Below are 22692 nucleotides of genomic sequence, written 5' to 3'. Positions count from 1 at the left end.
TCAGCTCGGCTTCTTGCCGCGCGGACGCTTCGGTGGCTCGCCGGCAAAACCCGGGCCGCTGGCATGCGGCGCGTCTTCCGGCACGCCCTCATGCGCGGCATGCTCCTTGTCGAACTTGATCACCGGCTCCATCTTGGCCAGCACGTCGTCGGAAAGCCAGCACAGGCTCATATGGCCGTTGCCGAGATGCTTGACCGGCGGCACCTTGGTCTCACAGAGATTGTCCGGCACCAGCTTCTTGTAGCCGCAGCGCGTCTGGAACGGACAGCCGGACGGCGGGTTCATTGCCGACGGGATGTCGCCCTCCAGCACGATGTGCCGCTTCACCACGCTGGTGTCGGCGATCGGGATCGCCGACAGCAGCGCCTCGGTATAGGGGTGATAGGGTGGCGCGAAGATCTGGTCGGTCGTGCCCTGCTCGACGATATAGCCGAGATACATGACGACGACGCGGTCGGCGATGTAGCGCACGACGGACAGGTCGTGGCTGATGAACAGCATCGTCGTCTTGTTCTTGCGCTGGATGTCCATCAAGAGTTCCGTCACGGCGGCCTGCACCGACACGTCGAGCGCCGAGACCGGCTCGTCGGCCACCACCACCTTGGCGTCGCCGGCAAAGGCGCGCGCCACGCCGATGCGCTGCTTCTGGCCACCCGAAAGCTGGCGCGGCTTGCGGGTCTCGAAAGCCCGCGGCAGCTTCACCAGGTCGAGCAGTTCCAGCATCCGCTTGCGGCGGTCGGCAACCGTCTTGCCGACCTTGAATTTCTCTAGCGTGCGGATGATCTGCGAGCCGACCGAATGGCTGGGGTTGAGCGTGTCGAACGGGTTCTGGAACACCATCTGGATCGACGACACGGTATCGACGCTGCGGCTCTCGATGCCGGTCGACTGGATTTCCTTGTTGCCCAGCGTGACAGTGCCCGAGCTTGCCGTCTCCAGTCCGAGCAGGACCTTGGCCAGCGTCGACTTTCCGCAGCCGGATTCGCCGACAATGGCGACGGTCTCGGATTCGCGCGCCATGAACGAGATCGTCTCGTTTGCCTTGACCACACGCCCCTCGCTCGAGCCGAACACCTCGTTGCCGCCGACCTTGTAGTACTTCCGGAGGTCCTCGATCTTCAGCACCGGCGCGCCCGGAACGACGCGCTCATTGACCTTCTTGGCGCCGGGCGGCAGCGCTTCCCAGTCGATCTCGTTGAAGCGCACGCAGCGTGAGAAATGGCCCTCGTGGCCCGCGACCTCGATCATCGGGATTTCGGCGGCGTTGCAGACGCCTTCGACGAAATGGTGGCAGCGCGGGCCGAAATTGCAGCCCTTCGGCCGTTCGTGCGGCAGCGGCAATTGCCCGGGGATGGAGATCAACGGCCGCGAATTCTTGTCGGCGCCGTGCAGCGGGATCGAGCGGAACAGACCTTGCGTGTAGGGATGGCGCATCCGGTCGAACACGTCCTTGATCTTGCCGGTCTCGACCGCCTCGCCCGAATACATCACCGTGATGCGGTCGCAGGTCTCCAGGATGAGACCCAGATTGTGCGACACGAAGATCATCGAGGTGCCGAACTTCTCGCCCAGCCCCTTGACCAGATCGACAATGCCCGCCTCCACCGTTACGTCGAGCGCCGTCGTCGGCTCGTCGAGCAGCAGCAGCGCCGGCTTCGACAGCAGCGCCATGGCGATGACGATGCGCTGCTGCTGGCCGCCTGACAGCTGGTGCGGATAGGAGCGCATCATGCGCTCGGGGTCGGGAAGCTTCACCGAGCGCACCATTTCGAGCGCTCGTTTATAAGCCTCTTCCTTCGACACCTTGTCGTGGATCAGTGGCACTTCCATCAGCTGCTGGCCGACCTTCATCGCCGGATTGAGGCTTGCCATCGGCTCCTGGTAGATCATGGCGATCTTGTTGCCACGGATGGAGCGCAGCTCCTCGTCGGAGAGCTCGCCCATGTCCTTGCCCTGGAACTTGATCTTGCCGCCGACGATCTTCCCGATGTTGGAGAGGTCGCGCATGATGCCGAGCGACACGGTCGACTTGCCGCAGCCGGATTCGCCGACGATGCCCATCGCCTCGCCCGGCATGACGGTGCAGGAAAAATCCATGACCGCCGGTATCTCGCCCTTGCGGGTGAAGAAGGAGATCGACAGGTTCTCGATCTCGATGATCGGCCCATTGGTCGGCCCAGGGGTCGGCTTGCCGGGATTTCGAACTGCCTCATTCATGGGTCGCTCCAATCCTTGGTTCTCAGGTCCGGCTCTTCGCTCTTGGGGTCGAAGGCCAGCCCATCAGTCTTTCATCGATTGTTCGCGCAAAGAGTCGGCGAGCAAATTGAGGCCCAGCACGAACGACATCAGCGCGATCGTCGGCGGCAGCGCCGGGTGAATGAAGGAGCGCAGCAGGCGGCTGGCGTCCTTGATCGCGGTGCCCCAGTCCGGGCTTTCCGGCGCCAGGCCCAGGCCGAAATAGCCGAGCGTGCCGAGCAGGATGGTGGTGTAGCCGATGCGCAGGCAGGCATCGACGATCAGCGGCCCGCGCGCATTGGGCAGGATCTCCCACAGCATGATGTACCAGGGCGATTCACCGCGCGTCTGCGCCGCCGCCACATAGTCGCGTGTCTTGATGTCCATCACCAGGCCGCGCACGATGCGGAACACGCCGGGGCTGGAGGCGAACACCACCGCCACGAAGATGTTGAGCTGGTTGGGATCGATATGCACGATGTGCAGCGGGTCACGGTCGAACACGAGGCCGACATAGATCCAGCCGCCGATGACAAGCGTCAGGCCGAGCAGGATATAGAGCCGGTCGGGCCGGTTCTTGAAGCGCGTCCAGAACAGCACGCTGAAAAAGATGATCGGAAACAGGAAGAAGACGCCGGCCAACCCATACGGGATCGGCGTGTCCATGATGCCCGGCGTCACCAGCAGGTAGAACAGCAGGATGACCGGGAAAGCCAGCACGAGATTGGCCAGGAACGACAGCACGGTATCGATCTTGCCGCCGTAATAGCCGGCCGGCAGGCCGAGCGTGATGCCGACCATCAGCGCGAAGCCGGTCGCTGCCGGCGCGATGATCAGCACGATCTGGCTGCCATAGACCATGCGCGAGAAGACATCGCGGGCCAGCTTGTCGCCGCCGAACAGATAGACCAGTCCCGATTTCGCCTCGATGGCACCCGGCAGCGTATCCTTCATCTCCGGGACCTGGGCCAGCGGATCGAAAGGCGAGATGGTCGATGCGAAGATCGCCGTGAACAGCCAGAACAGGCAGATGCCGACACCGACAATGCCGACGCCGCTGTCGAACAGCTGGCCGTAGAGCGCCAGCTTCTTCTTGTAGGCGAAGCTTGCCCCCATGACGATGATGAGCGCGATCCACACCGGCCAGAAGCGCGACAGCACTCCGAGCACGACACTGACGGCGCTGATATATTCGATCTGCATCCGCCTGATCTCCTACTGGACTCTGATACGCGGATTGAGAAACGCGTAGCCGACATCGGAAATGAGCTGCGTGATCAAGACGATGAACACCGAGACCAGCGAGCAGCCAAGCAGCAGATCGATGTCGTTGTTGCCGGCCGCCTCGACCAGCGTGTAGCCAAAGCCCTGGTAGCGGAACATCACCTCGACGATGACGACGCCGGTGAGCAGCCACGGAAACTGCAGCATGATGACCGTGAAGGGCGCGATCAACGCATTGCGCAACGCATGTTTCACCACCACGCTGCCGAAGGAGAGACCCTTCAATCGGGCCGTGCGGATATATTGTTGCGTCATTACCTCGACCATCGAAGCGCGCGTCATGCGGGCGATATAGCCGATGCCGTAGATCGCCAGCGTCATGACGGGCAGCGTGAAATTATAGAAGGTGATGCCCTGGCTGGCCGATGCGGCCGAACCGTTCAGCCAGCCGAGCCATGAGGCGAAGATGACGGTGAAGATGACGCCCGACACATATTCAGGTGTCGCCGTCGAGGCGATCGAGGCCACCGAAAGCACCCGGTCCGTTCGCGACCCCTCGCGCATGCCGGCCAGGATGCCGATCAAGAGCGAGATCGGCACCATCACCGCAAGCACCCAGAACATCAGAATGCCGGTGGCGCCAAGAGCGGGGAACAGCTTCGAGGCAACCGTCGCCTTGAACTTGGTCGAACAGCCGAAATCGCCTTCGAGAACGCCGGAGAAGGTCGGCACGACCGGATCGTTGCAAAAGGTGAAACGCTGCGCCGGCTTGCCTGTCGTCGGATCGGTCACCGGCTGCTTGGGCAGGATGCCCAGCCACTGCCCGTAGCGGACGAAGAAGTTCTGCCGGTAGCCGTGATTGGCCAACCATCCTTCGAGTTGCTCGGCCGACGTGTGCATCTCCGTCTGGCTGATCGCCAGCTTCTTCAGATTGGGCTCGAGATTGATCAGGAAGAAGACGATCATCGTCAGGCACAGCATCGTCAATGCCATGGTGCCGAGACGCCTGATAACGAAAGAAAGCATGGCGGCCCCCTGCCGATGGGGTTGGGGTTTGAGCCGGCTCCAAAGCCTTGCCTGCCGTTGCCGGCGGGGCGGCTGTCAAACAGGCCCTCGGATGCGATCCGCTCTTGATTTATTGCACGATCCTGTCCGGGGAGTCCGCAATTTTTTTGCAGTGCACACTCGTGGCGTCAGATCGCTGCGAAAGAGTGAGGGGAAAGGGGCTACGCCCCCTCCCCCTTCGATCCGGATCAGGCCTGGTCGAGCCAGACCTTGCCGTAGTCATGCTCATAGGTCGGGTGCATCTTGTAGTTCTGCACCGCCTTGACCGAGTGGCTGAAGAGCTTGCGCCAGTACGGCTGGATGATGATGCCGGAATCCTGCAGCACCTGCTCGATATCCTTCATCATCTCCTTGCGCTTGGCCGCATCGGCGACCGAAAGCGCGGCGTTGAGCTTGGCATCCCAGTCAGGATTCGACCAGGCCGCCTCGTTCCAGGCTTCGCCGGTGCGGTAGGCGATGGCCAGAACCTGAACGCCGAGCGGGCGCATGTTCCAGTTGGTCATCGACAGCGGATACTTCGTCCAGTCGTTCCAGAATGTCGAGCCCGGGAGCACGGTGCGCTTCACCTTGATGCCGGCGTCGCGAAGCTGGGCGGCGATCGCGTCGCCGGTGTTCTTGTGCCAGTCCTCGTCCACGGTGATCAGCTCGTGCTCGAAATCGGCCTGGCCGGCCTCGGCCATCAGGGCCTTCGCCTTGGCCGGGTCGCGCTTGATCGGCGGCAGTTGGAAGTATTCCGGATGAATGGCGCAGACATGGTGGTTCTCGGCGACGGTGCCGGCATTGCCGTAACCAAGCTGGAGGACGACATTGTTGTCGACACCGAGCTGCAACGCGTTGCGCACCTTCTGGTCGTCATAGGGCTTGTTCTTGATGTTGGTGCGGCACACGATGGTCGCCGCGGTCACCACTTCCGACTTCACCAGGTCCATGCCGTCGAGGATCGACACATAGTCGGCCGAGGTTTCGAAGTTGGTGTGCACTTCGCCGGCTTCGAAGGCGCTGACCATGGCCGCCGGATCGGTGCCGTAGTCGATGAACTCGATGCCGTCGAGGAACACCTCGCCATCCCACCACTTGTCGTCGGCGCGGCGCTTGTAGACCACCTTCTGGCCGACATCGTAGGAGACGAGCTCGAACGGTCCAGTGCCGATCGGGCAGGATTTGAAGTCGCCACCCTTCTCGTCGAAGCTCTTGTGGACGATGAGGCCGGGATAGTCGCACATGTTCGGGATGAGCGCGATGTCGGGCTTGCTGAGCTTCAGCACGACCGTGTGATCGTCCTTCTTGGTCACTGCGCTTTCGTCGAGCTTGTCGTCCTTGACCAGCGAGCCGAGACGGCCGGGCATGGAATTGCCTTCGGCTTTCTTGTCGCCCCAGCGCTTCAGGTTGAAGATGACGTCGTCCGCGGTGAATGCATCGCCGTTCGACCACGTCACGCCCTTGCGCACATGCAGCGTGTATTCGGTGGCGTCGTCGTTCACGTCCCAGCTTTCCAGCAGATAGGGGCGGAACGTGTATTCGGTGGTGTACTTGACCAGTGGCTCGAGCGCCTGGCGCTCGGCATTGGCGATTTCCGACCAGTCGGACTTGCGCGGGTCCTTCGGATCCTTGATCCACTGCGCGACCTTCAGCGTGCCGCCCTTCTTGCCCTTTACCTCTTCGGCCTTGGCCGGCGTCGGGTCGGCGAGGCCGAGCAGGCCGTAGGCCATCGCCGTCGATGCACCGAACACGCTGGCCATGGCCAGGAATTCGCGGCGATCGACCTTACCTGCCTTGGCTTCTTCGGCCATGGCCAGGATGTGATCCGGAACGCGATCGCCATTACTCTTGTAGATCGTCATGACTTAACTCCCATTGTTGGCTTTCCGCCTTTTAACATTCCGCATCCAGGCCCTGATGTCAAAGACGACATGGATTGGGAACATGTCCAGGAATGTGCAACTTTGGAAGGGGGGCGGTTCGCGTGATAACGACAGTCTTGGCGCAAAATTGCTACTGCCCGACGGATTCCGCTGGAATCTCGATAGTTGATTAGACTGAGACATTTGCCCACGCCCGGACAGCGCCAGTCTCAAGCCGCGATAAGGCCAAAACCCGGCCGAAACATCAATATTCCTTCTCGTAGAAGATGCCGCCCTTGGCTTCGCCGGCGTCGTTGGCCTCGCCGCGCAGCTTGACGCCGCGCCCGACATTGAGGTCGATGGTCGCCTTGCCCGAACCCGGCTTGTCGCCTTTCTGGATCGTCACATAGGTGCGGTCGTTCAGATACTTGCCCGCCGAGACCGCGGTGCCGCCCTTGTCGTCGGTGGTAACGTCGAGATCGTCGACGCCGATGGCGCTGCGCAGGTTTTCGAGCAGCGACGTCGAGCCGCCGACGCCGGCCAACTGCCCGGCCGCTTCAGCGAGCTGAGCAATCTGCAGCGGCGACAGGTTCGACATCGAGCGACCGAAGATCAATTGCGCCAGCACCTCGTCCTCCGGCAATGCCGGTACAGAGGAGAAAGTGAATTTCGGATTGGTCGCTTCGCCCGACACCACGATGGTGACGGTGGCGCTGGTCGTCGTCGTTGTCGCCGTCAGATTGAGATAGGGCACCAGCGAGCCGGAAAAGCCGACCGTGCCTTCAGTGAAGGTCAGCCGCTTGCCGAGGATCGAAAGCCGTCCGCGCTGCAGGGTGAAGGTCCCGACCGCTTGCGGCGACGAGGCCGGGCCGGTCAACTTGAGCGAGCCGCCGAGTTCGGCATCGACGCCCCTGCCCTGAATGAAGATCTGGTTCGGCGCGTTGACCGTGACATCAAGAGCGAGACCGCTGCCGCCGCCACCGCCGCTGGTCGTCGCCGGGCGCAACGCCTTGTCCTGCGCCCGCACCGCACCCGGCGCATTCTTGTGCTTGACGTCGAGCGCTGCCAGCGAGCCCGGCAGCTTGTCTGGAACCGTGATCACGGTCTTGGCGAGATTGATGGTTCCGGCAATCACCGGCGCCGACGTCAGCGGTCCCTTGATGGTCAGGTCCCCACCGAGATTGGCGGTCACCACTCGGCCGTCCGTATAGCGGCCGTCGACCAGCTTGATCGACAGGTCGGCCGGGAAGCCCTGCGCCGGATTGATACCGACCGTGCCGCTGGCCGACAGGCTGCCGCGCGTCGACAGCGTTCCGGTCAGCCGGTTGATCCCGGCGACGCCGCCGCCGATCGACACGTCGGCCGTGATGTTGTTGACGGCAAGCCCCGAGCGCGCATCGATCAGGCGGGCGCCGGACGTGCTGACGCTGCCGCCAATGACAGGCGATGTCGCGGGACCGCGCACCTGCACATTGACATTGGCCGTCCCGCTCAGCGACAGGCCCAGTGCCGCGAGCTTCTGGCTCAGGATACCAAACGGCACGCCGCCATTGAAGTCGAGCACCAGCGCCGGCGTGCCCGACGTCGTCACCGTGCCACCGCCCTTGAGGCCAAGGCCGGCGCCGTCGCCGATATTGGCATTGAAGGTCAGCTTGTTGGCAGCAAAGGCACCGGAAGAGGAAACGCTCAGCGCGGTGAGACCCGCGGCACGGGTCTGCGACGTCTGCACGCCGGCCGCGTCGATATTGAAGGCAACGGCGGGGTTTGCAGGCGCGCCCGTCACCTTTACCGTACCCGAAATCGAACCGGCGGCGTCGAGCCCCGGCGAGAAACCGTTGGCGAGTGACATCGGCACCCGCGCCAGCGCCGCGTTGATGTCGAGCGCCTGACCGACCTTGCCGGTCACCGTCGCCGTCCCGCCGCCGAGATTGAGCACCAGCCTGTCCAGGGTCGTCGTGCCATTGACGATGCTGATCGTCGAGGCTTGGGCGATGGCCGCCTTGATGCCCTGGACGGTGGCCTGGCCGGATGCAAGCTCGATGGTGGTGGTGCCGTTGACAACCTTCACCCGACCCGCGGCCTTGGCCGGAATGCCCTTGACGGTGGCGCCACCGGAAAAACCGGTCCAGTCGCCGTCCCGCGTCAGGTCGACGTCGATGCCGCTGATCACGGTGGCGCCTGAGATGACGGTGTCGGCGCGGATCTTTCCGGAGATCACCGGTGCCGCCAGATAATTGGCGATCAGCGCATCGACCGAGACGGCCTTCGCCTGGAGGTCGCCGCGCGTGATCGAGGCAGCCGCCGCCTTGATCGCGACTTGGGGTGCCGTGCCATTCTTCGAGAAGGCAATCGTGCCGCGCACGTCGCCTTCGGCCTTTTCCAGCGCCAGTGCTGCAAGCGGTCCGATATCCGGCAGATCGAGCGAGATGGTGCCGACCGGCACGAACTTCTCGTCCAGCGCCAGATCGCCGGAAATCCTGTTCTTGCCGAGCGACAGCAGCAGGCCGTTGATGGCGCTCTTGCCGTCGGCGGTAGCCAGCACAGCGCTGCCCTGCAGCGCCTGTCCCGCGACATTGCCGGTCAGTTGCACATTCGCCGCCGGATTGGCCGCATCCGCCTTGCCGGTGGCGGTGAGTTTCAGCCCGGTGATCTCGCGCTCCGCCACCAGCAGCCGATCACTGTTGACCGTCAGCGACAAATCCGGTGCGATGGCCGGCCCCTGTGCGTTCAGCGCAAAGGCAATGGCCCCCTTGGCGTCTTTGGACAGCAACGAGATATCGGTAAGAGAGCCGGTGATGGCAGCGGCCAGCTTGTTGTCGGCAAGGCTCGCCTGCCCTTGTGCGGTCAGTGCGCCCGAGACCAGTTTCAGCCCATCGACATTGATGCCGCCGTTCGGGTCGCGCTTCAGTGTGGCGCTGATCTGCGCGCGTTCGCCAAGCATGCCCCGCGCCGCCGCCGGCAAGGCCGATGACGGGGCATCCGCGCTCAGCTTGAGGTCGATGGCGCCGTCGCTGAGGGATACCTGGCCGGCGACCTGGCTGTTGAGCGCATCGCTCTTGAGCGAACCGCTGTCGATGGCGACGGCGTCCGATGTCAGCCGGGCGTTGAGCGCTGCCGTCACCTTGCCGGCGATCAGCGGCGCGATCGTGGCATTGTCGAGACCAACCTTATCCACGGACACCGTGCCGGAAACCGGTCCGGCGCGGCTCTTGAGATCGAACGCGTCCGAATGCAATGCCAGGACGAGCCCGTCCACCTTGGCCGGGCTGGTTGTGACTGACGGCAGGATCGCGGAGACATCCAGGCGGGCCTTCGTGCTTTCGCCCGCAACCTTTGCCGACAGGGACTGGATCTCGATCTTCACCGGGCTCGCGGCACTGCCGAACGTCAGCGGCAGGCTGGGACCGGACGAGGTAAGATCGACGGCGAAATCGCTGCTGCCGTTCGGATTGATGGTGCCGGCTGCCTTGCCTGAAATCTTGTCGCCGGACAACGTCGCATGGTCGAGAACGACGCCGCCGGCCATGGTGTAGCTGCCGACCGCGTCGATTGCGAGCGGCCCGAGCCCGGCCTGGCGGGTCTGGCTGGTCTCGACGCCAGCCAGTTGCGCGTTGAACCGAACCTCGGGAGCGGACGGCGAACCGGTAACCTGTGCCGTGCCGCCGAGTATGCCCACGGCATCGAGGCCGGGCGAAAAATCATTGGCAAGCGCTGCCGGCAGCGCGGAGAATTGTGCCGCCAGATCGAGCGTCTGGCCGGCGGTGCCGGACAAGGCCACCGAGCCACCGCCGACATCGAGCGCCAGTTTTTCGACGCTGGTCGTGCCGTTGGCGATGGTCAGCGTCGACGGTGCCGCGATTGCCGCCTTGATGCCGCGAACGGTGGCCTCGCCCGAGGCGATTTCGACGCTGGTGGTGCCCTGGGCGATCTTCACCCGGCCGGCCGCGGTCGCCGGAATGCCTGCTATGGTGGCGCCACCGGTGAAATTGGTCCAGTCGCCATCGCGTTTCAGGTCGACGCCGATGCCGCTGATTTCAGTGGTGCCCGAAGTGACGGTATCAGCCTTGATGGTGCCGGAGATCGCCGGCGCCTTGAGATAGTTGGCGATCAGCGCGTTGACGGTGATGGCCTTGGCCGTCACCTCGCCACGCGCGATCGACGTGCTCTTCGCATCGATGGCGACGGAGGGCGCGTCGCCCTCCTTGGCGAAGCGGATGGTGCCATTGATGTCGCCCGTCACCGCCTGGCCGGCAAGTGCAGCCAACTGATCGATGGCAGGCGCGTCGAGCGTAAGCGTGCCCAACGGCATGAATTTGTCGTCCAGCGCCAGGTCGCCCGAAACCTTGTTGTCGCCCAACGAAACCAGGAAGCCATTGATCGAACGCCTGCCCTCGCTGGTCACCAGCGCAGCCTTGATGTCGAGCGGCTGGTTGTTGACGGAGCCGGTCAGCGAAACGTCAGCGGAAGGGCTTGATATGTCTGCCTTGCCGCTCGCGGTGAGCTTGATCGCCTTCACCGTTCGTCCAGACGCCGTCAGGCTGTCGCTGTCGGCGGAAACCGTGAAATCCGGAGCGGTCCTGGGTCCGCTGGCCGACAGCGCGAAATCGACGCCGCCGGCAACCGGCACGCCGACCATCGGCGACAGCACCGAGACGTCGCCCAGCCTGCCTTTGATATCGGCCTGGATGTCGGTGCCTTGCACGCTGGCGGTGCCACTGGCGCTGAGCGAACCGGACGTGAATGAAATCGAATTGGCGGAAAAAGACCCCTGCGGATCGCGCGTCGCGGCGGCCGAGAATTTCACCCGTTCGCCGAGCACCGAGCTGATCTGTGGCGGCAAGGCCGTCGACACGGCGTCGGCATTCATCTTGAGCTGCATCGACAGATCGGCAAGCGCGACCGTCATGGTGAGCGAGGCGTTGAGCGCGTCGGAGCGCAACGTACCCTGGTCGATGGCGATGGCATCCTTGCTGATCGATCCGGCCAGGTCGACATCGACCTTGCCGGTAATCAGCGGCGCCAGCGTCGCGACATCGGTCTTCAGACCGCCCGCCTGCAGCTTGACGGCAACCGGCCCGGCACGGTTCTGGATATCGAAGCCGTCGGAGTGTATCTGCGCCGCCAGATCGTTCAGCTGGGTGCCGCCCGCCACCACTGAAGCCAGCGAGGCGCTGATATCGACGATCGGCGCCTTGCCGTCGCCGAATGCACGGGCGGTGGCATTCCTGATCGCCAGCGCGATCGGCTGCGCGGCGCTTCCCACGGTGATCTGCACGGGCGCGCCCTTGGCGGCGAGTTCAACCGAGAGATCGCTGGCGCCGGCAGGATCGGCGATGCCGGTCGCGGTGCCATGCACGGCATCCGTGTCGATGCTGGCCCGATCGATACTGATGCCACCGGCTGATGTTGCGGTGCCAGCGACATCGAAGCTGGTCTTGCCGGCAAACAGCGGCCTCAGATTTTCGGGCAGGAAACGCTCGAACTCACCGTCGCCCTTGGCCTCGACATGGCTGCCCTTGTCGGTCGACTGGTGGCGGCCCGTCAGCTGAGTGACAATCTTGCCGTCGACCGTGAACGTGGCGATGCCGTTCCAGTTGGCGAGCGGCCCCGTGCCCGAGACGGTTATGTCGACTGGCGGCGTATCGGGCAGCTTGAGCAGGTTGGCGATGATACCGCCTGCCGGCTCCGAGGCCTTGAGGTCGAGGTCGAGCCTGTTGTCCGCTGGCGCAAAGTGGATCTTGGCGTCGACATTGCCCTGCTTGCCGTCATGACGGGCGATGTTGAGTTTCGTCTCGACCGCCAGCGGCGCGGCATCGGCCTTGAGCATTCCTTTGGCGGCAAGTTCGGCGATGCCGCTGCCGGCCAGCTGCTGGCCAAGCGCGATTTCAGGCAGGTCGATCTGCTTGATGTCGATGGAGACAGGCAGCGTCGCGGTACCGCTCTGCGCCGGCTGTTGCGTACCTGCCACCGGCAGCCGCGCCAGTTCGATACGGTCGGCGGCAATGCGGTCGGCACTGAAGTTCTTCGACAGCAGCGCCAGCGGTGACCAGTTAACCTCGACCTTGCGGGCAACCAGCCAGGCGCCCTCGCGGTCTTCCAGTACGACATCATCCACCGTCAAGGCGCCCGACCAGATACCGTTGATGCCGCTGACCGTGATCTTGCGGTCGTCGCTCGATGCCGGGCGCGAAATGATGCCGGCGAGATTGTCGCGGCCGCGCTCGGTCTTGGTCAGCACGACGAGCGCGCCGATCGCCCCGGCGACCACGATGAGCAGTGTGTAAAGGACAATGCGAAGGATGCGCTTGAGTATCTTCATCGCTCAGAACGCCTGTCCGATGCCGGCATAGATGCCGAAATGCGGGTCGCCCGGATCCCGGTTGAGCGGCACGGCGGCGTCGATGCGCAGCGGCCCGAACGGCGTGACATAGCGCAGGCCGACACCGGCGCCGACCTTGACGTCGGAGAAGTTGGGCACCGATCTGGTTGACACCGTGCCGGCATCGACGAACGGCACGATGCCGATCGTGTCGGTGACGGCAATACGCATCTCGACCGAGGTCTCGAAGAAGGACAGGCCGCCGATCGGCTGGCCGGTGGAATCCTTGGGACCGATGCCCTGATAGGCGTAGCCGCGCACCGAGCCGCCGCCGCCGGAGTAGAAGCGTCGGTCGGCCGGAACATTCTGAAGCCCGGTGCCGACGATCGAGCCAACCGTAACACGTTCGGCCAGAACGAATTTCGAAGCCGTGTCCAGCGACTGATAGGCCGATCCTTCACCCTTCAGCTTGAGGAAGGCGGCGCCGCTCAAGATGTCGTAGCTCGGTTCGGCGTAGGCCAGCAACCTGAAGCCGCTGGTTGGGTTCAGCCGATTGTCCCTGTTGTCATAGACATATTGCAGCGGAATGCTGGCGATCAGATATTTGTGCTTGCCGAAGGCGTCATGGATCCGTGAATAGTCGAGCGCGACCTCGGCCGACACCGTCTGTTTCTTGGTCAGTTCATAGGACAGGCCGGTGCTGCCCTTGACCGAGAAATGGTCGTAGGCGTCCGGATGCTCGAGCACGGTCTTGAAGCGGGCGAAGAATTTGGACGCCGGCCCGATCACGCCCGGCTTTTCGAACATGACGCCGGCATTGTAGTTGAGCTTGGAGAGATCATTGCTGCCGATGCCGCTGATGGCGCCGTCGATGCGCAGCTTTTCGGCCCGGCCGAACAGATTGCGGTGGCCCCAATAGCCTTCCAGGCCGAGCCCCTCGGTGTTGGAAACGGTACCACCAAGCCCGAAATAGCGCGGCTTGCGCTCGCTGACCTGGACGCCGATCGGAATGTTGCCGTCGGCGTCGAGCTTGTCGGCTTCCTTCAACGTCACGCTGTTGAAGACCTCGAGCCCCAGCAGCCTGTCGCGCGCATCGCTGATCTCCTGGGAGAGTATTGCCGGCCGCGCTTGAGGCCGGTCATGTATTCGGTGAAGTCGCGGTCGACCTTCTCGGTGCCCTCCACCGTGGTATCGCCGTAGCCGGCGACCGGGCCGGCGGCGACCGTCAGCGTCACGTCGAGCGTCGAGGTGGCATGATCGGCGACGATCTGCCGATCCGTCACCTTGGCCAGAGGCCTGCCTTCCTGCTTCAGCGCCAGCACGATCAGCGCCTCGGCCTTGAGCACCGCGCCGGACCCGGCGTCACCGCCGGTGATCAGGCCGTAGTCGGCGCTCATCAGCCCCGCCGCATCGCCTTCCAGCCTTATATTGCCGAGGGTGAATTTCGGGCCGCTGGCGACGTCGACGACCACCGGGATCGGCTGCGGGCCCTTGAATTCGGCATCCGGCGGCAAATCGTCAAGCAGCTTCCCGTCGATGGTGATGGTGACGACGCCCTCGTAGCGTGCATCGGCATAGAGGGCGGCGACAAGCTGTTCGCGATCGCTGCGCGCCTTGGCCAGCAGCCCCAGCGACCCGGAGACCGGGTGCCCCTCGTCGCCCTTGAGCGTCGAGGCGTTTTCGAGCCTCTTGACCAGATCCTTGTCGGCGTCGGGCGCATTGATGGTCACGGCATAGCGCAGCGGATCGACGATGTCGGCGTCCGCGTCGCTGGAGGAACCCCACAGCTTGATGCCGAAAAGCTCGAAAGCGGCCGCCGGCCTCGATTCGGCGACAAGCGCGGTCGAGCAAATCACGGCCAAAAGCAGGGCGCGCGAAAGCACACGCCCTGGCGCGGTACCTCCTGACATCTGCTCTTCATGCGCCGGCATTAAGACAACCTAGGTTATAAAACTAAAATTGGAATGAAGTTCTGAAGCGCTCGTAAAGGGGCCACAATCCAATTGTCTGAAATAGCACGGGCTTGGAATTCACACCTCTTTGCGTTGCCGCAAGAAAGCGTGATCCCCTGTCCTATGGAGGTACTACCGGTCATTGGCCGGAAAGGAAACCGTTGGCAGGCGGAACCCTGCCGCGTCCCTGTGTTGACAAGCTTGACTGAAGCTTGATCATGCCCGGACGTCAGCAGTGTCTGGAGGGTGTTATGACAATGCGCGCGGCTCGTGGTCTGTCGATCCTGATCCTTCTCTTTTTCGCCTGGGCCAATGTCTTCGCCTGGAGTGGCGTCGCGCAAGCGGCCGAAGCCCGGCGAATCGCAACGACCGTCAATTCCGACTATTTCGGCTTTGACCTCAGGTCCGACCAGAATGTCACGCTCGATCAGTGCAAGACGACATGCCTGGGCGATCCGGCCTGCCGCGCATTCACATACAACACCAAGGCCAAATGGTGTTTCCTCAAATCCGACTATAACCAGCTCAAGCCCTTCAACGGCGCGGTCGCCGGCAAGGTCGTCAAAGTCGACGGCGACCCCGACATCGGCGCGCCGCCGGAACTCGCCTTCTTCCCCAACTGGATGGCCGACCAGGCCCAGCAGTACCGCAACAAGCTGCTCGGCCCGGCCTATATCAAGCCGACCGACGGGCTGGCTGCGCTGACGAGCGCCGCCGAGCAGTCCGTGCTTACCGGCGACCACCGCTCCGCCATGCTCAGATACGAAGGCGCCGTGTCGGTCATGCCCGATGATGGCCAGCTATGGCTTGCCCTGGCGCGCGAAACGCTGGCCGTGCAGCCCGCCGCCAACACATCCGATGCCTCCACTTTGCCGGCAAACGGCACTTCTGCCGCCTTCAACGCCTACAAGTTGCTGCGCACCGCCAAGACGCGCGCCGAGGTCCTGGCTTTGCTCGGCAACGGCCTCGACAAGCGCGACCTTTACCGGCCGGCATTGCAGGCCTATGAGGCGAGCCTTGCGCTGGTGCCCTCGCCGGCCGTCCAGGCCGACTATGCCGATCTGAAATCCCGCAAGGGTTTCCGCGTCATCGACCACACCGTCGATGCCGACACCAGCGCGCCGCGCATCTGCGCGCAATTCTCCGAAGACCTGGTCAAGACCGGCGTCGACTACGCGCAGTTCGTCACCGTCGACAACGCGCCGCCCAAGGGCGTCGAGGCCAAGGACAAGCAGATCTGCGTCGAGGGACTGGAGCACGGGCAGCATTACGACGTCACCTTCCGCGCCGGCCTGCCGGCGGCAATAGGCGAAGTGACCGCCGCACCCGTGGTGCTGTCGATCTATGTACAGGACCGGGCGCCGTCGGCCCGCTTCACCGGCGACAGCTTCGTGCTGCCGGCCGGCGCGCGCCGCGGCATTCCGGTCGTCACCGTCAACATGAACGCAGCCGAGATGAAGCTCTACCGCATCGGCGACCGCTCGCTGGCCCAGCTTCTGTCGGGCTACCAGTTCCTCCACCAGCTCGACGGCTATGACATCTCCAACATTTCGGAGCAGATGGGCGCGCCGGTCTGGCAGGGCCAGCTCGACATCGTCAATGACCTCAACAAGGAGGTAACCACCTCCTTCCCGGTCGACGAAGCGCTGCCGCAGCGCAAGCCGGGCGTCTATGTGCTGACCGCCCAGGCCGTCAACGACAAGAGCGATGACTACAATTCGATGGCCACGCAGTGGTTCGTCGTCTCCGATATCGGTCTGTCGACCTATACCGGCCAGGATGGGCTCAATGTCTTTGCCCGTTCGCTGGGCAGCGCCAAGCCGATAGCGGGCGCCGAACTGACGCTGGTCGCCCGGAACAACGAGGTTCTCGGCACCGCGACATCGGATGCCGACGGCCATGCCGTCTTCAACCCCGGCCTGACGCGCGGCGATGGCGGCATGGTGCCGGCCGTATTGATGGCGAAGCAGGGAGACAATGATTTTGTCTTCCTCGACATGTCCAAAGCCGGCTTCGACCTGTCCGACCGCGGCGTCACCGGACGCGCGGCGCCCGGCGCGCTCGACGTCTATGCCTGGACCGAACGCGGCATCTACCGCGCCGGCGAGGATGTTCATGTCGCCGCCCTTGCCCGCGACGGCGCTGCCAAGGCGGTCGATAACCTGCCGCTGACCTTCATCTTCTCGCGCCCCGACGGCGTCGAGGACCGCCGCATCGTCAGCGACGGCGCATCGGCTGGCGGCCATGCCGTCGACCTGCCGCTCGAGCCCAACGCCATGCGCGGCACCTGGTCGGTGTCGATCTACACCGATCCCAAGCAGCCGGCTGTGGCCAGCCAGATGTTCCTGGTCGAGGATTTCGTGCCGGATCGCATCGAATTCGACATGACCGCCGACAAAAAGGAGATCGCGCAGGGCGAAACCGCTAACATCAACATTGACGGCCGCTTCCTCTATGGCGCTCCGGCGGCGGGCCTTGCCCTGGAAGGCGAGTTGACGCTGTCGACGTCGCGCGATTGGGACCGCTTCCAGGGCTTTTCCTTCGGCCTCGCCGACGAGCAGTCGGCCGAACCCTCGGTCACCCCCTCACCGGTCTGCCTGTGGTTGGCGATGACGGCAAGGTGACCTTCCCGGTCTCGGTCGAGCAACTGCCCTCGACCACCAAGCTGGTCGACGCCAAGGTGACGGTGCGCATGCGCGAAACCGGTGGCCGCGCCATCGAGCGTTCGCTCAACATCGGCATCCGCCCACAGGGCCATATGATCGGCATCCGTCCGGATTTCGCCGACAATGAAGTGCCGCAAGGCGGCACGGCCAAGTTCAGCCTGATCGCCGTCGACCCCGACGGCAAGCGCGAAGCGCTGAAAGGCGCGCTGTGGACGCTGGTCAAGGTCGAGCGCAATTATCAGTGGTACCGCTCCAACAACTCCTGGAACTACGAGCCGGTCACCTTCACCAAGTCGATCGCCAACGGCCAGGTCGACCTCGGCGCCGATGGCGACGCGACAGTCTCCGTGCCGGTCGATTGGGGCCAGTACCGGCTCGAGGTCGAGACATCCGATCCCGAGGGACCGGCGACCAGCTACGAGTTCGATGCCGGCTGGTACGTCGCCTCGACCACCACCGAAACGCCCGATGGCCTGGAAATCGCCCTCGACAAGGACACCTACGCCGCCGGCGAAGTGGCCAAACTCAAGGTCTCGCCGCATTTTGCCGGCGAACTCCTGATCAACATCGGCGCCGACAAGCTGTTGAAAACCGTCACGGCAACCGTGCCGGCCGGCGGCAGCACCGTCGACATCCCGGTTGGTGATGATTGGGGGGCCGGCGCCTATGTCACGGCAACCCTGTTCCGGCCCGGCGATGCGCAGGAAACGCGCATGCCGGCCCGCGCCATCGGCGTGAAATGGCTGAAGGTCGATCCGGGCTCGAAGAAACTCACTGTTGCCCTGACGCCGCCGGACAAGACCATGCCGCGCCAGCAACTGTCGATCCCGGTTTCCGTGGCCGGCGTGCAGCCCGGCAGCAACGCCTATGTCATGGTTGCCGCCGTCGATGTCGGCATCCTCAACCTGACCAATTACAAGGCGCCGGACCCGGAAAACTGGTTCTTCGGCCAGCGCATGCTGGGCATGGAGATCCGCGACATCTACGGCCGCCTGATCGACGGCTCGCTGGGCAATGCCGGCAAGCTCAGGACCGGCGGCGACGGCGCCAACATGCAGGCGCAAGGCAGCCCGCCGACCGAAAAGCTGGTCGCCTTCTTCTCCGGCCCCGTCCAGCTCGACGCCGAAGGCAAGGCGCGGATCGACTTCGACATCCCGCAGTTCAACGGCACCGTGCGCGTCATGGCTGTCGCTTGGACCAAGGAAGCGGTCGGCCATGCCCAGACGGACGTCATCGTGCGTGATCCCATCGTGATCACCGCCGGCCTGCCACGCTTCCTTTCGCCTGGTGACGCCGCCGTCATGCGCCTCGATGTCGCCGACACCGATGGTCCGGCTGGCGACTACAAGCTGTCGATCGATACGACGGGTGATCTGTCGACCGGCGACAGGCCGCTGCCCGAAAAGCTGACGCTCGCGAAAGGCAAAAGCCAGACGCTGACCGTGCCGCTGGTCGCCCAGACGGCGGGCAATGCCTCGATCACCATCAAGCTTGCCCATGCCGACGGCACAGCTGTCGAACAGACGCTCTATGTGCCGGTGCGCCCGGCGCAGCTGCCGGTCACCACCCGCCTGGTCGTCGACCTCAAGGGCAATGGCGGCGCGCTGCGCGTCGACAAGGAGCTCCTCGGCGGCAAGCCTGCTTGGCGGCGCTTCGGTCAGTGTCGGCGTTTCGCAGGCGGCGGCCTTCGACGTGCCGTCGCTGCTGATGACGCTCGACCGCTACCCCTATGGTTGCGCCGAGCAGACCACCAGCCGTGCCATGCCGCTTCTCTATGTCAACGAGATGGCATCCGGCATCGGCATGGCCAGCGACCCCGACCTGCATGGCCGTGTCCAGGACGCCATCTACAAGGTGCTGAGCTACCAGGCCGCGGGCGGCAGCTTCGGCCTGTGGGGTCCGGGCTCCGGCGATTTGTGGCTCGACGCCTATGTCACCGACTTCCTGACCAGGGCGCGCGAGCAGAAATACGACGTGCCGAGCCTGGCCATGAACCAGGCGCTGGGCAACCTGCAGAACTCGCTGGGCTACGACCAGAGCGTCCAGGACCGTGGCAGCGAGATCGCCTACGCCCTCTACGTCCTGGCCCGCAACAAGAAGGCCTCGATCGGCGATCTGCGCTACTATGCCGACACGCAGCTCGAAGCCTTCTCGAGCCCGATGGCGGTTGCCCAGCTGGCGGCCAGCCTGGCGCTCTACGGCGACACGCCGCGCTCGGAAGCGACGTTCCGGACTGCCCTGCAGCTCGCCAAGTCGACCACCGAGTATGATTACTACCGCTCCGACTATGGCTCGCCGCTGCGTGACGGCGCGGCGATGCTGGCGCTGGCGGCGGAATCGAAGCCGGTGCCGACGATCGTGCCGGAGCTGATCAAGCTGGTGACCAGGGAACGCGCCGAAGCCCGCTGGACCAGCACTCAGGACGATTCCTGGATGCTGCTGGCGGCCCGTGCATTGAAGGAAGGCAATGATTCGATCACGCTGACCGTCAATGGCGCGCCGCATGCCGGCGGCTATTCCGACCAGATCAACGGTAGCGACCTGGTCGACAGCCCGCTGACCATCGCCAACACCGGCAAGACCCCGCTGCAGGCTGTCGTCACCACGGTGGCGTCGCCGATCCAGCCCTTGCCGGCAAGCGGCGACGGCTTCACCATCGACCGCACCTACTACAAGCTCGATGGCACCGAAGCCAACGTCACCGAGGCGACCCAGAACGAACGCTATGTTGTCGTGCTCAAGATCTACGAGCAGAACAGCTGGCCTTCGCGTCTGCTGATCACCGACCTGTTGCCGGCAGGTTTCGAGATCGACAATCCGGGCCTGGTCTCCAGCGCGCAACTGTCGAACTTCTCCTGGCTGGCGCAGACCGATGCCGCCCACCTCGAATTCCGCGACGACCGTTTCGTCGCGGCCTTCAACCCCAATGAGGGCGACGGCGACCGCAACATCACGCTCGCCTATGTCGTGCGCGCGGTGACGCCGGGCACCTATGCCCATCCGGCGGCAACGGTGGAGGACATGTACCGGCCGCAATATTCGGCCCGCACCGCCACCGGCATGATGGAGATCAAGGCGCCGTAAGGCCCGATGGTAACGATCATGACAGTGGCGATTGCGCTGCCCCTCATCCGCCTACCGGACCCTTCTCCCCGTGAAAAACGGGGAGAAGGGTCAAGCTCCAACGTTGGTGCCCCCCTCTCCCCGTTCTTCACGGGGAGAGGGTAAGGGTGAGGGGCGGCGCCATGCTCTCCAGAAGATTCCTGCGCCGGGCCGCCATCACGGGCGCCTCCCTCGCCGGCCTCATGGCAGTCGCTACCGTTGGCCTGTGGGAGCTCGACCGCGCCTTCCCGCCCCCGCTCCCGGCAGAACTCACCGTCTCCACCGAAGTCCAGGACCGCGATGGCCAGCTGTTGCGCGCCTTCGCCACGCCGGACGGTTACTGGCGGCTCGAAACCCGGCTCGACCAGGTCGACAAGCAGTTCGTCGACATGCTGGTCACCTATGAGGACAAGCGCTTCTGGGATCATGAGGGCGTCGACGTGCTGGCGCTGGCCCGTGCCGCCGGCCAGTTCGCCAGCAGCGGCCATATCGTCTCCGGCGGCTCGACGCTGTCGATGCAATTGGCCCGGCTGATCGAACCCCGCGAAAGCCGCAGCCTCGGCTCCAAGATCAAGCAGATGCTGCGCGCCATCCAGATCGAGCGGCGGCTGTCCAAGCGCGAGATCCTCGAACGCTACCTCACACTGGCGCCTTATGGCGGCAATCTCGAAGGCGTGCGCGCCGCCTCGCTAGCCTATTTCGGCAAGGAGCCGAAGCGGCTGACCGTTTCGGAAGCCGCCCTGCTCGTCGCTCTGCCGCAGCTGCCGGAAAAGCGCCGGCCCGACCGCAATCTGCGGATTGCGCATGCCGCGCGCGACCGGGTGCTGACCCGCATGGTGTCCTCCGGCCTGCTGGGCGAACGCGAGGCGGCGCGCGCCGCGCTCGATGATGTGTCGGGCCTGCGCCGCACGCTGCCGACGCTCGCCGCCCACGCCGCCTATGCGATGCTGCCCAAGGCGGTGCCCGGCCAGCCCTTGCGATTGACCATCCGCAAAAGCGTCCAGGAAGGGCTGGAACAGGTGGCGAGGGACGCCGCCACCAAGCTTGGACCCCGCCTGTCCGTCGCCATGGTGCTGGCCGACGCCCGCACCGGCGATATCCTTGGCGAGGTCGGCTCGGCCAATTTCTTCGACGCCAGCCGCTCTGGCTGGATCGACATGACCAAGGTCGTGCGCTCGCCCGGCTCGACGCTGAAGCCGTTCATCTACGGGCTTGCCTTCGAGCAAGGCCTGGTGGCGCAGGAAACGCTGATCGAGGACAGCCCGGTCGATTTCGGCGGCTACCGGCCGAAGAATTTCGACATGGGTTACCAGGGCGATGTCAGCATCCGCCAGGCGCTGCAACTGTCGCTCAACGTGCCGGCGATCCGCGTGCTCGACGCGGTCGGCCCGGCACGCCTGACCGCATGTTTCCGCCAGGCCGGTGTAAACCCCATACTGCCGGTCAACGAGGCTCCGGGCCTTGCCATCGGCCTTGGCGGCGTCGGCGTCACATTGCGTGATCTCGTCCAACTCTACACAGGGCTCGCCAATGGCGGCAAGACGCACACGCTGCATGACGGCACCGAGCCGGCAAACGCCGAGCGCACCACCGCCACCATCCTCGACGATCAGGCGAACTGGCAGATCATCGACATCCTGTCGGGCGTCAAGCCGCCCGAGGGTGCCTCGCAGCGCGGCATCGCCTACAAGACCGGCACCTCTTACGGCTACCGCGATGCCTGGTCGGTCGGCTTCGACGGCCGTTATGTGCTGGGCGTCTGGGTCGGCCGCCCCGATGCCGGCGCGGTGCCGGGCCTGTCCGGCTATGTCTCGGCCGCCCCCATCCTGTTCGAGGGCTTCGTCCGTTCGGGCCTGGTCACCGTGCCGTTGCCGGGCAAGCCGCCCGGCGTGTTCAGTCCCAAGCGGGAGGACCTCCCGGTAACGCTCGCCCGCTTCGGCGCCGGCGCGGACGGCCTGGTGCAGGCAACGGTGACCGAACCCGCGCCGACCATTATCTTCCCGCCTGACGGCGCCCGGGTCGATCTCGCCACCAACTCCGCCGATGCCTCGCCCCTGGTGCTGAAGCTGCAAGGCGGCCGCGCACCGTTCCGCTGGCTGGCCAATGGCAAGCCGCTCACCGGCATCGACCGCCGCCGCACCGCGACCTGGCAGCCGGACGGCACCGGCTATTCGACCCTGACGGTCATCGACGCCGCGGGACGTGCGGCCAGCGTGAAGGTGTTCGTCGAATAGACCGAGCCAAGCGACTCATTGAATTGGCTTTCTGGACGCTTGTTGCGTAGAGGG

At 64.5% G+C, this 22692-nt stretch carries 6 protein-coding genes and 2 pseudogenes; 2 read left to right on the top strand and 6 right to left on the bottom strand.

Going from position 1 to position 22692, the window contains the following annotated elements; translation table 11 throughout:
- The 6 genes and pseudogenes from AC56QQ_RS14110 to AC56QQ_RS14085 all read right to left on the bottom strand — a co-directional run bounded on the left by AC56QQ_RS14110 (position 1) and on the right by AC56QQ_RS14085 (position 14615).
- Entirely contained in the window at positions 1–2217 is a 2217-nt protein-coding gene (locus tag AC56QQ_RS14110; protein WP_497128005.1) for a dipeptide ABC transporter ATP-binding protein, read from the bottom strand.
- A gap of 63 nt (positions 2218–2280) precedes the next feature.
- Positions 2281–3438, bottom strand: a complete 1158-nt coding sequence (locus AC56QQ_RS14105) for an ABC transporter permease (RefSeq protein WP_489862162.1) — start codon at positions 3436–3438, stop codon at positions 2281–2283.
- A gap of 12 nt (positions 3439–3450) precedes the next feature.
- Positions 3451–4485: an ABC transporter permease gene (locus AC56QQ_RS14100; RefSeq protein WP_489862163.1), complete on the bottom strand. Its 1035-nt coding sequence runs from the start codon at positions 4483–4485 to the stop codon at positions 3451–3453.
- Positions 4486–4712: 227 nt separating this feature from the next.
- Positions 4713–6365, bottom strand: coding sequence for an ABC transporter substrate-binding protein (locus AC56QQ_RS14095; protein ID WP_489862164.1), 1653 nt, complete (start codon positions 6363–6365; stop codon positions 4713–4715).
- Between the two features lie 265 nt (positions 6366–6630).
- On the bottom strand, positions 6631–12684 hold the full coding sequence (locus AC56QQ_RS14090) for a translocation/assembly module TamB domain-containing protein (protein ID WP_497128003.1): 6054 nt from the start codon (positions 12682–12684) through the stop codon (positions 6631–6633).
- Positions 12685–12687: 3 nt separating this feature from the next.
- Positions 12688–14615 (bottom strand): annotated as a pseudogene (locus AC56QQ_RS14085) (autotransporter assembly complex protein TamA).
- Between the two features lie 272 nt (positions 14616–14887).
- Between AC56QQ_RS14085 and AC56QQ_RS14080 the strand changes: the two are divergent.
- Positions 14888–20386 (top strand): annotated as a pseudogene (locus AC56QQ_RS14080) (alpha-2-macroglobulin family protein).
- Positions 20387–20547: 161 nt separating this feature from the next.
- Complete coding sequence (pbpC, locus tag AC56QQ_RS14075; RefSeq protein ID WP_497128001.1) at positions 20548–22638, top strand: penicillin-binding protein 1C; 2091 nt, start codon at positions 20548–20550, stop codon at positions 22636–22638.
- Positions 22639–22692: the final 54 nt, after the last annotated feature.

The sequence above is a fragment of the Mesorhizobium sp. RCAM 05099 genome, assembly GCF_059683685.1.
The sequence above is the reverse complement of the archived record's forward strand: the minus strand, read 5'-3'. Positions and strand labels throughout refer to the sequence as shown.

Bases quoted from the DNA above. Each gene is read 5' to 3' on its own strand.
- AC56QQ_RS14095 (WP_489862164.1), bottom strand. From the start codon at position 6,365: ATGACGATCTACAAGAGTAATGGCGATCGCGTTCCGGATCACATCCTG.
- AC56QQ_RS14105 (WP_489862162.1), bottom strand. From the start codon at position 3,438: ATGCAGATCGAATATATCAGCGCCGTCAGTGTCGTGCTCGGAGTGCTG.
- AC56QQ_RS14110 (WP_497128005.1), bottom strand. From the start codon at position 2,217: ATGAATGAGGCAGTTCGAAATCCCGGCAAGCCGACCCCTGGGCCGACC.
- AC56QQ_RS14090 (WP_497128003.1), bottom strand. From the start codon at position 12,684: ATGAAGATACTCAAGCGCATCCTTCGCATTGTCCTTTACACACTGCTC.
- AC56QQ_RS14100 (WP_489862163.1), bottom strand. From the start codon at position 4,485: ATGCTTTCTTTCGTTATCAGGCGTCTCGGCACCATGGCATTGACGATG.
- pbpC (WP_497128001.1), top strand. From the start codon at position 20,548: ATGCTCTCCAGAAGATTCCTGCGCCGGGCCGCCATCACGGGCGCCTCC.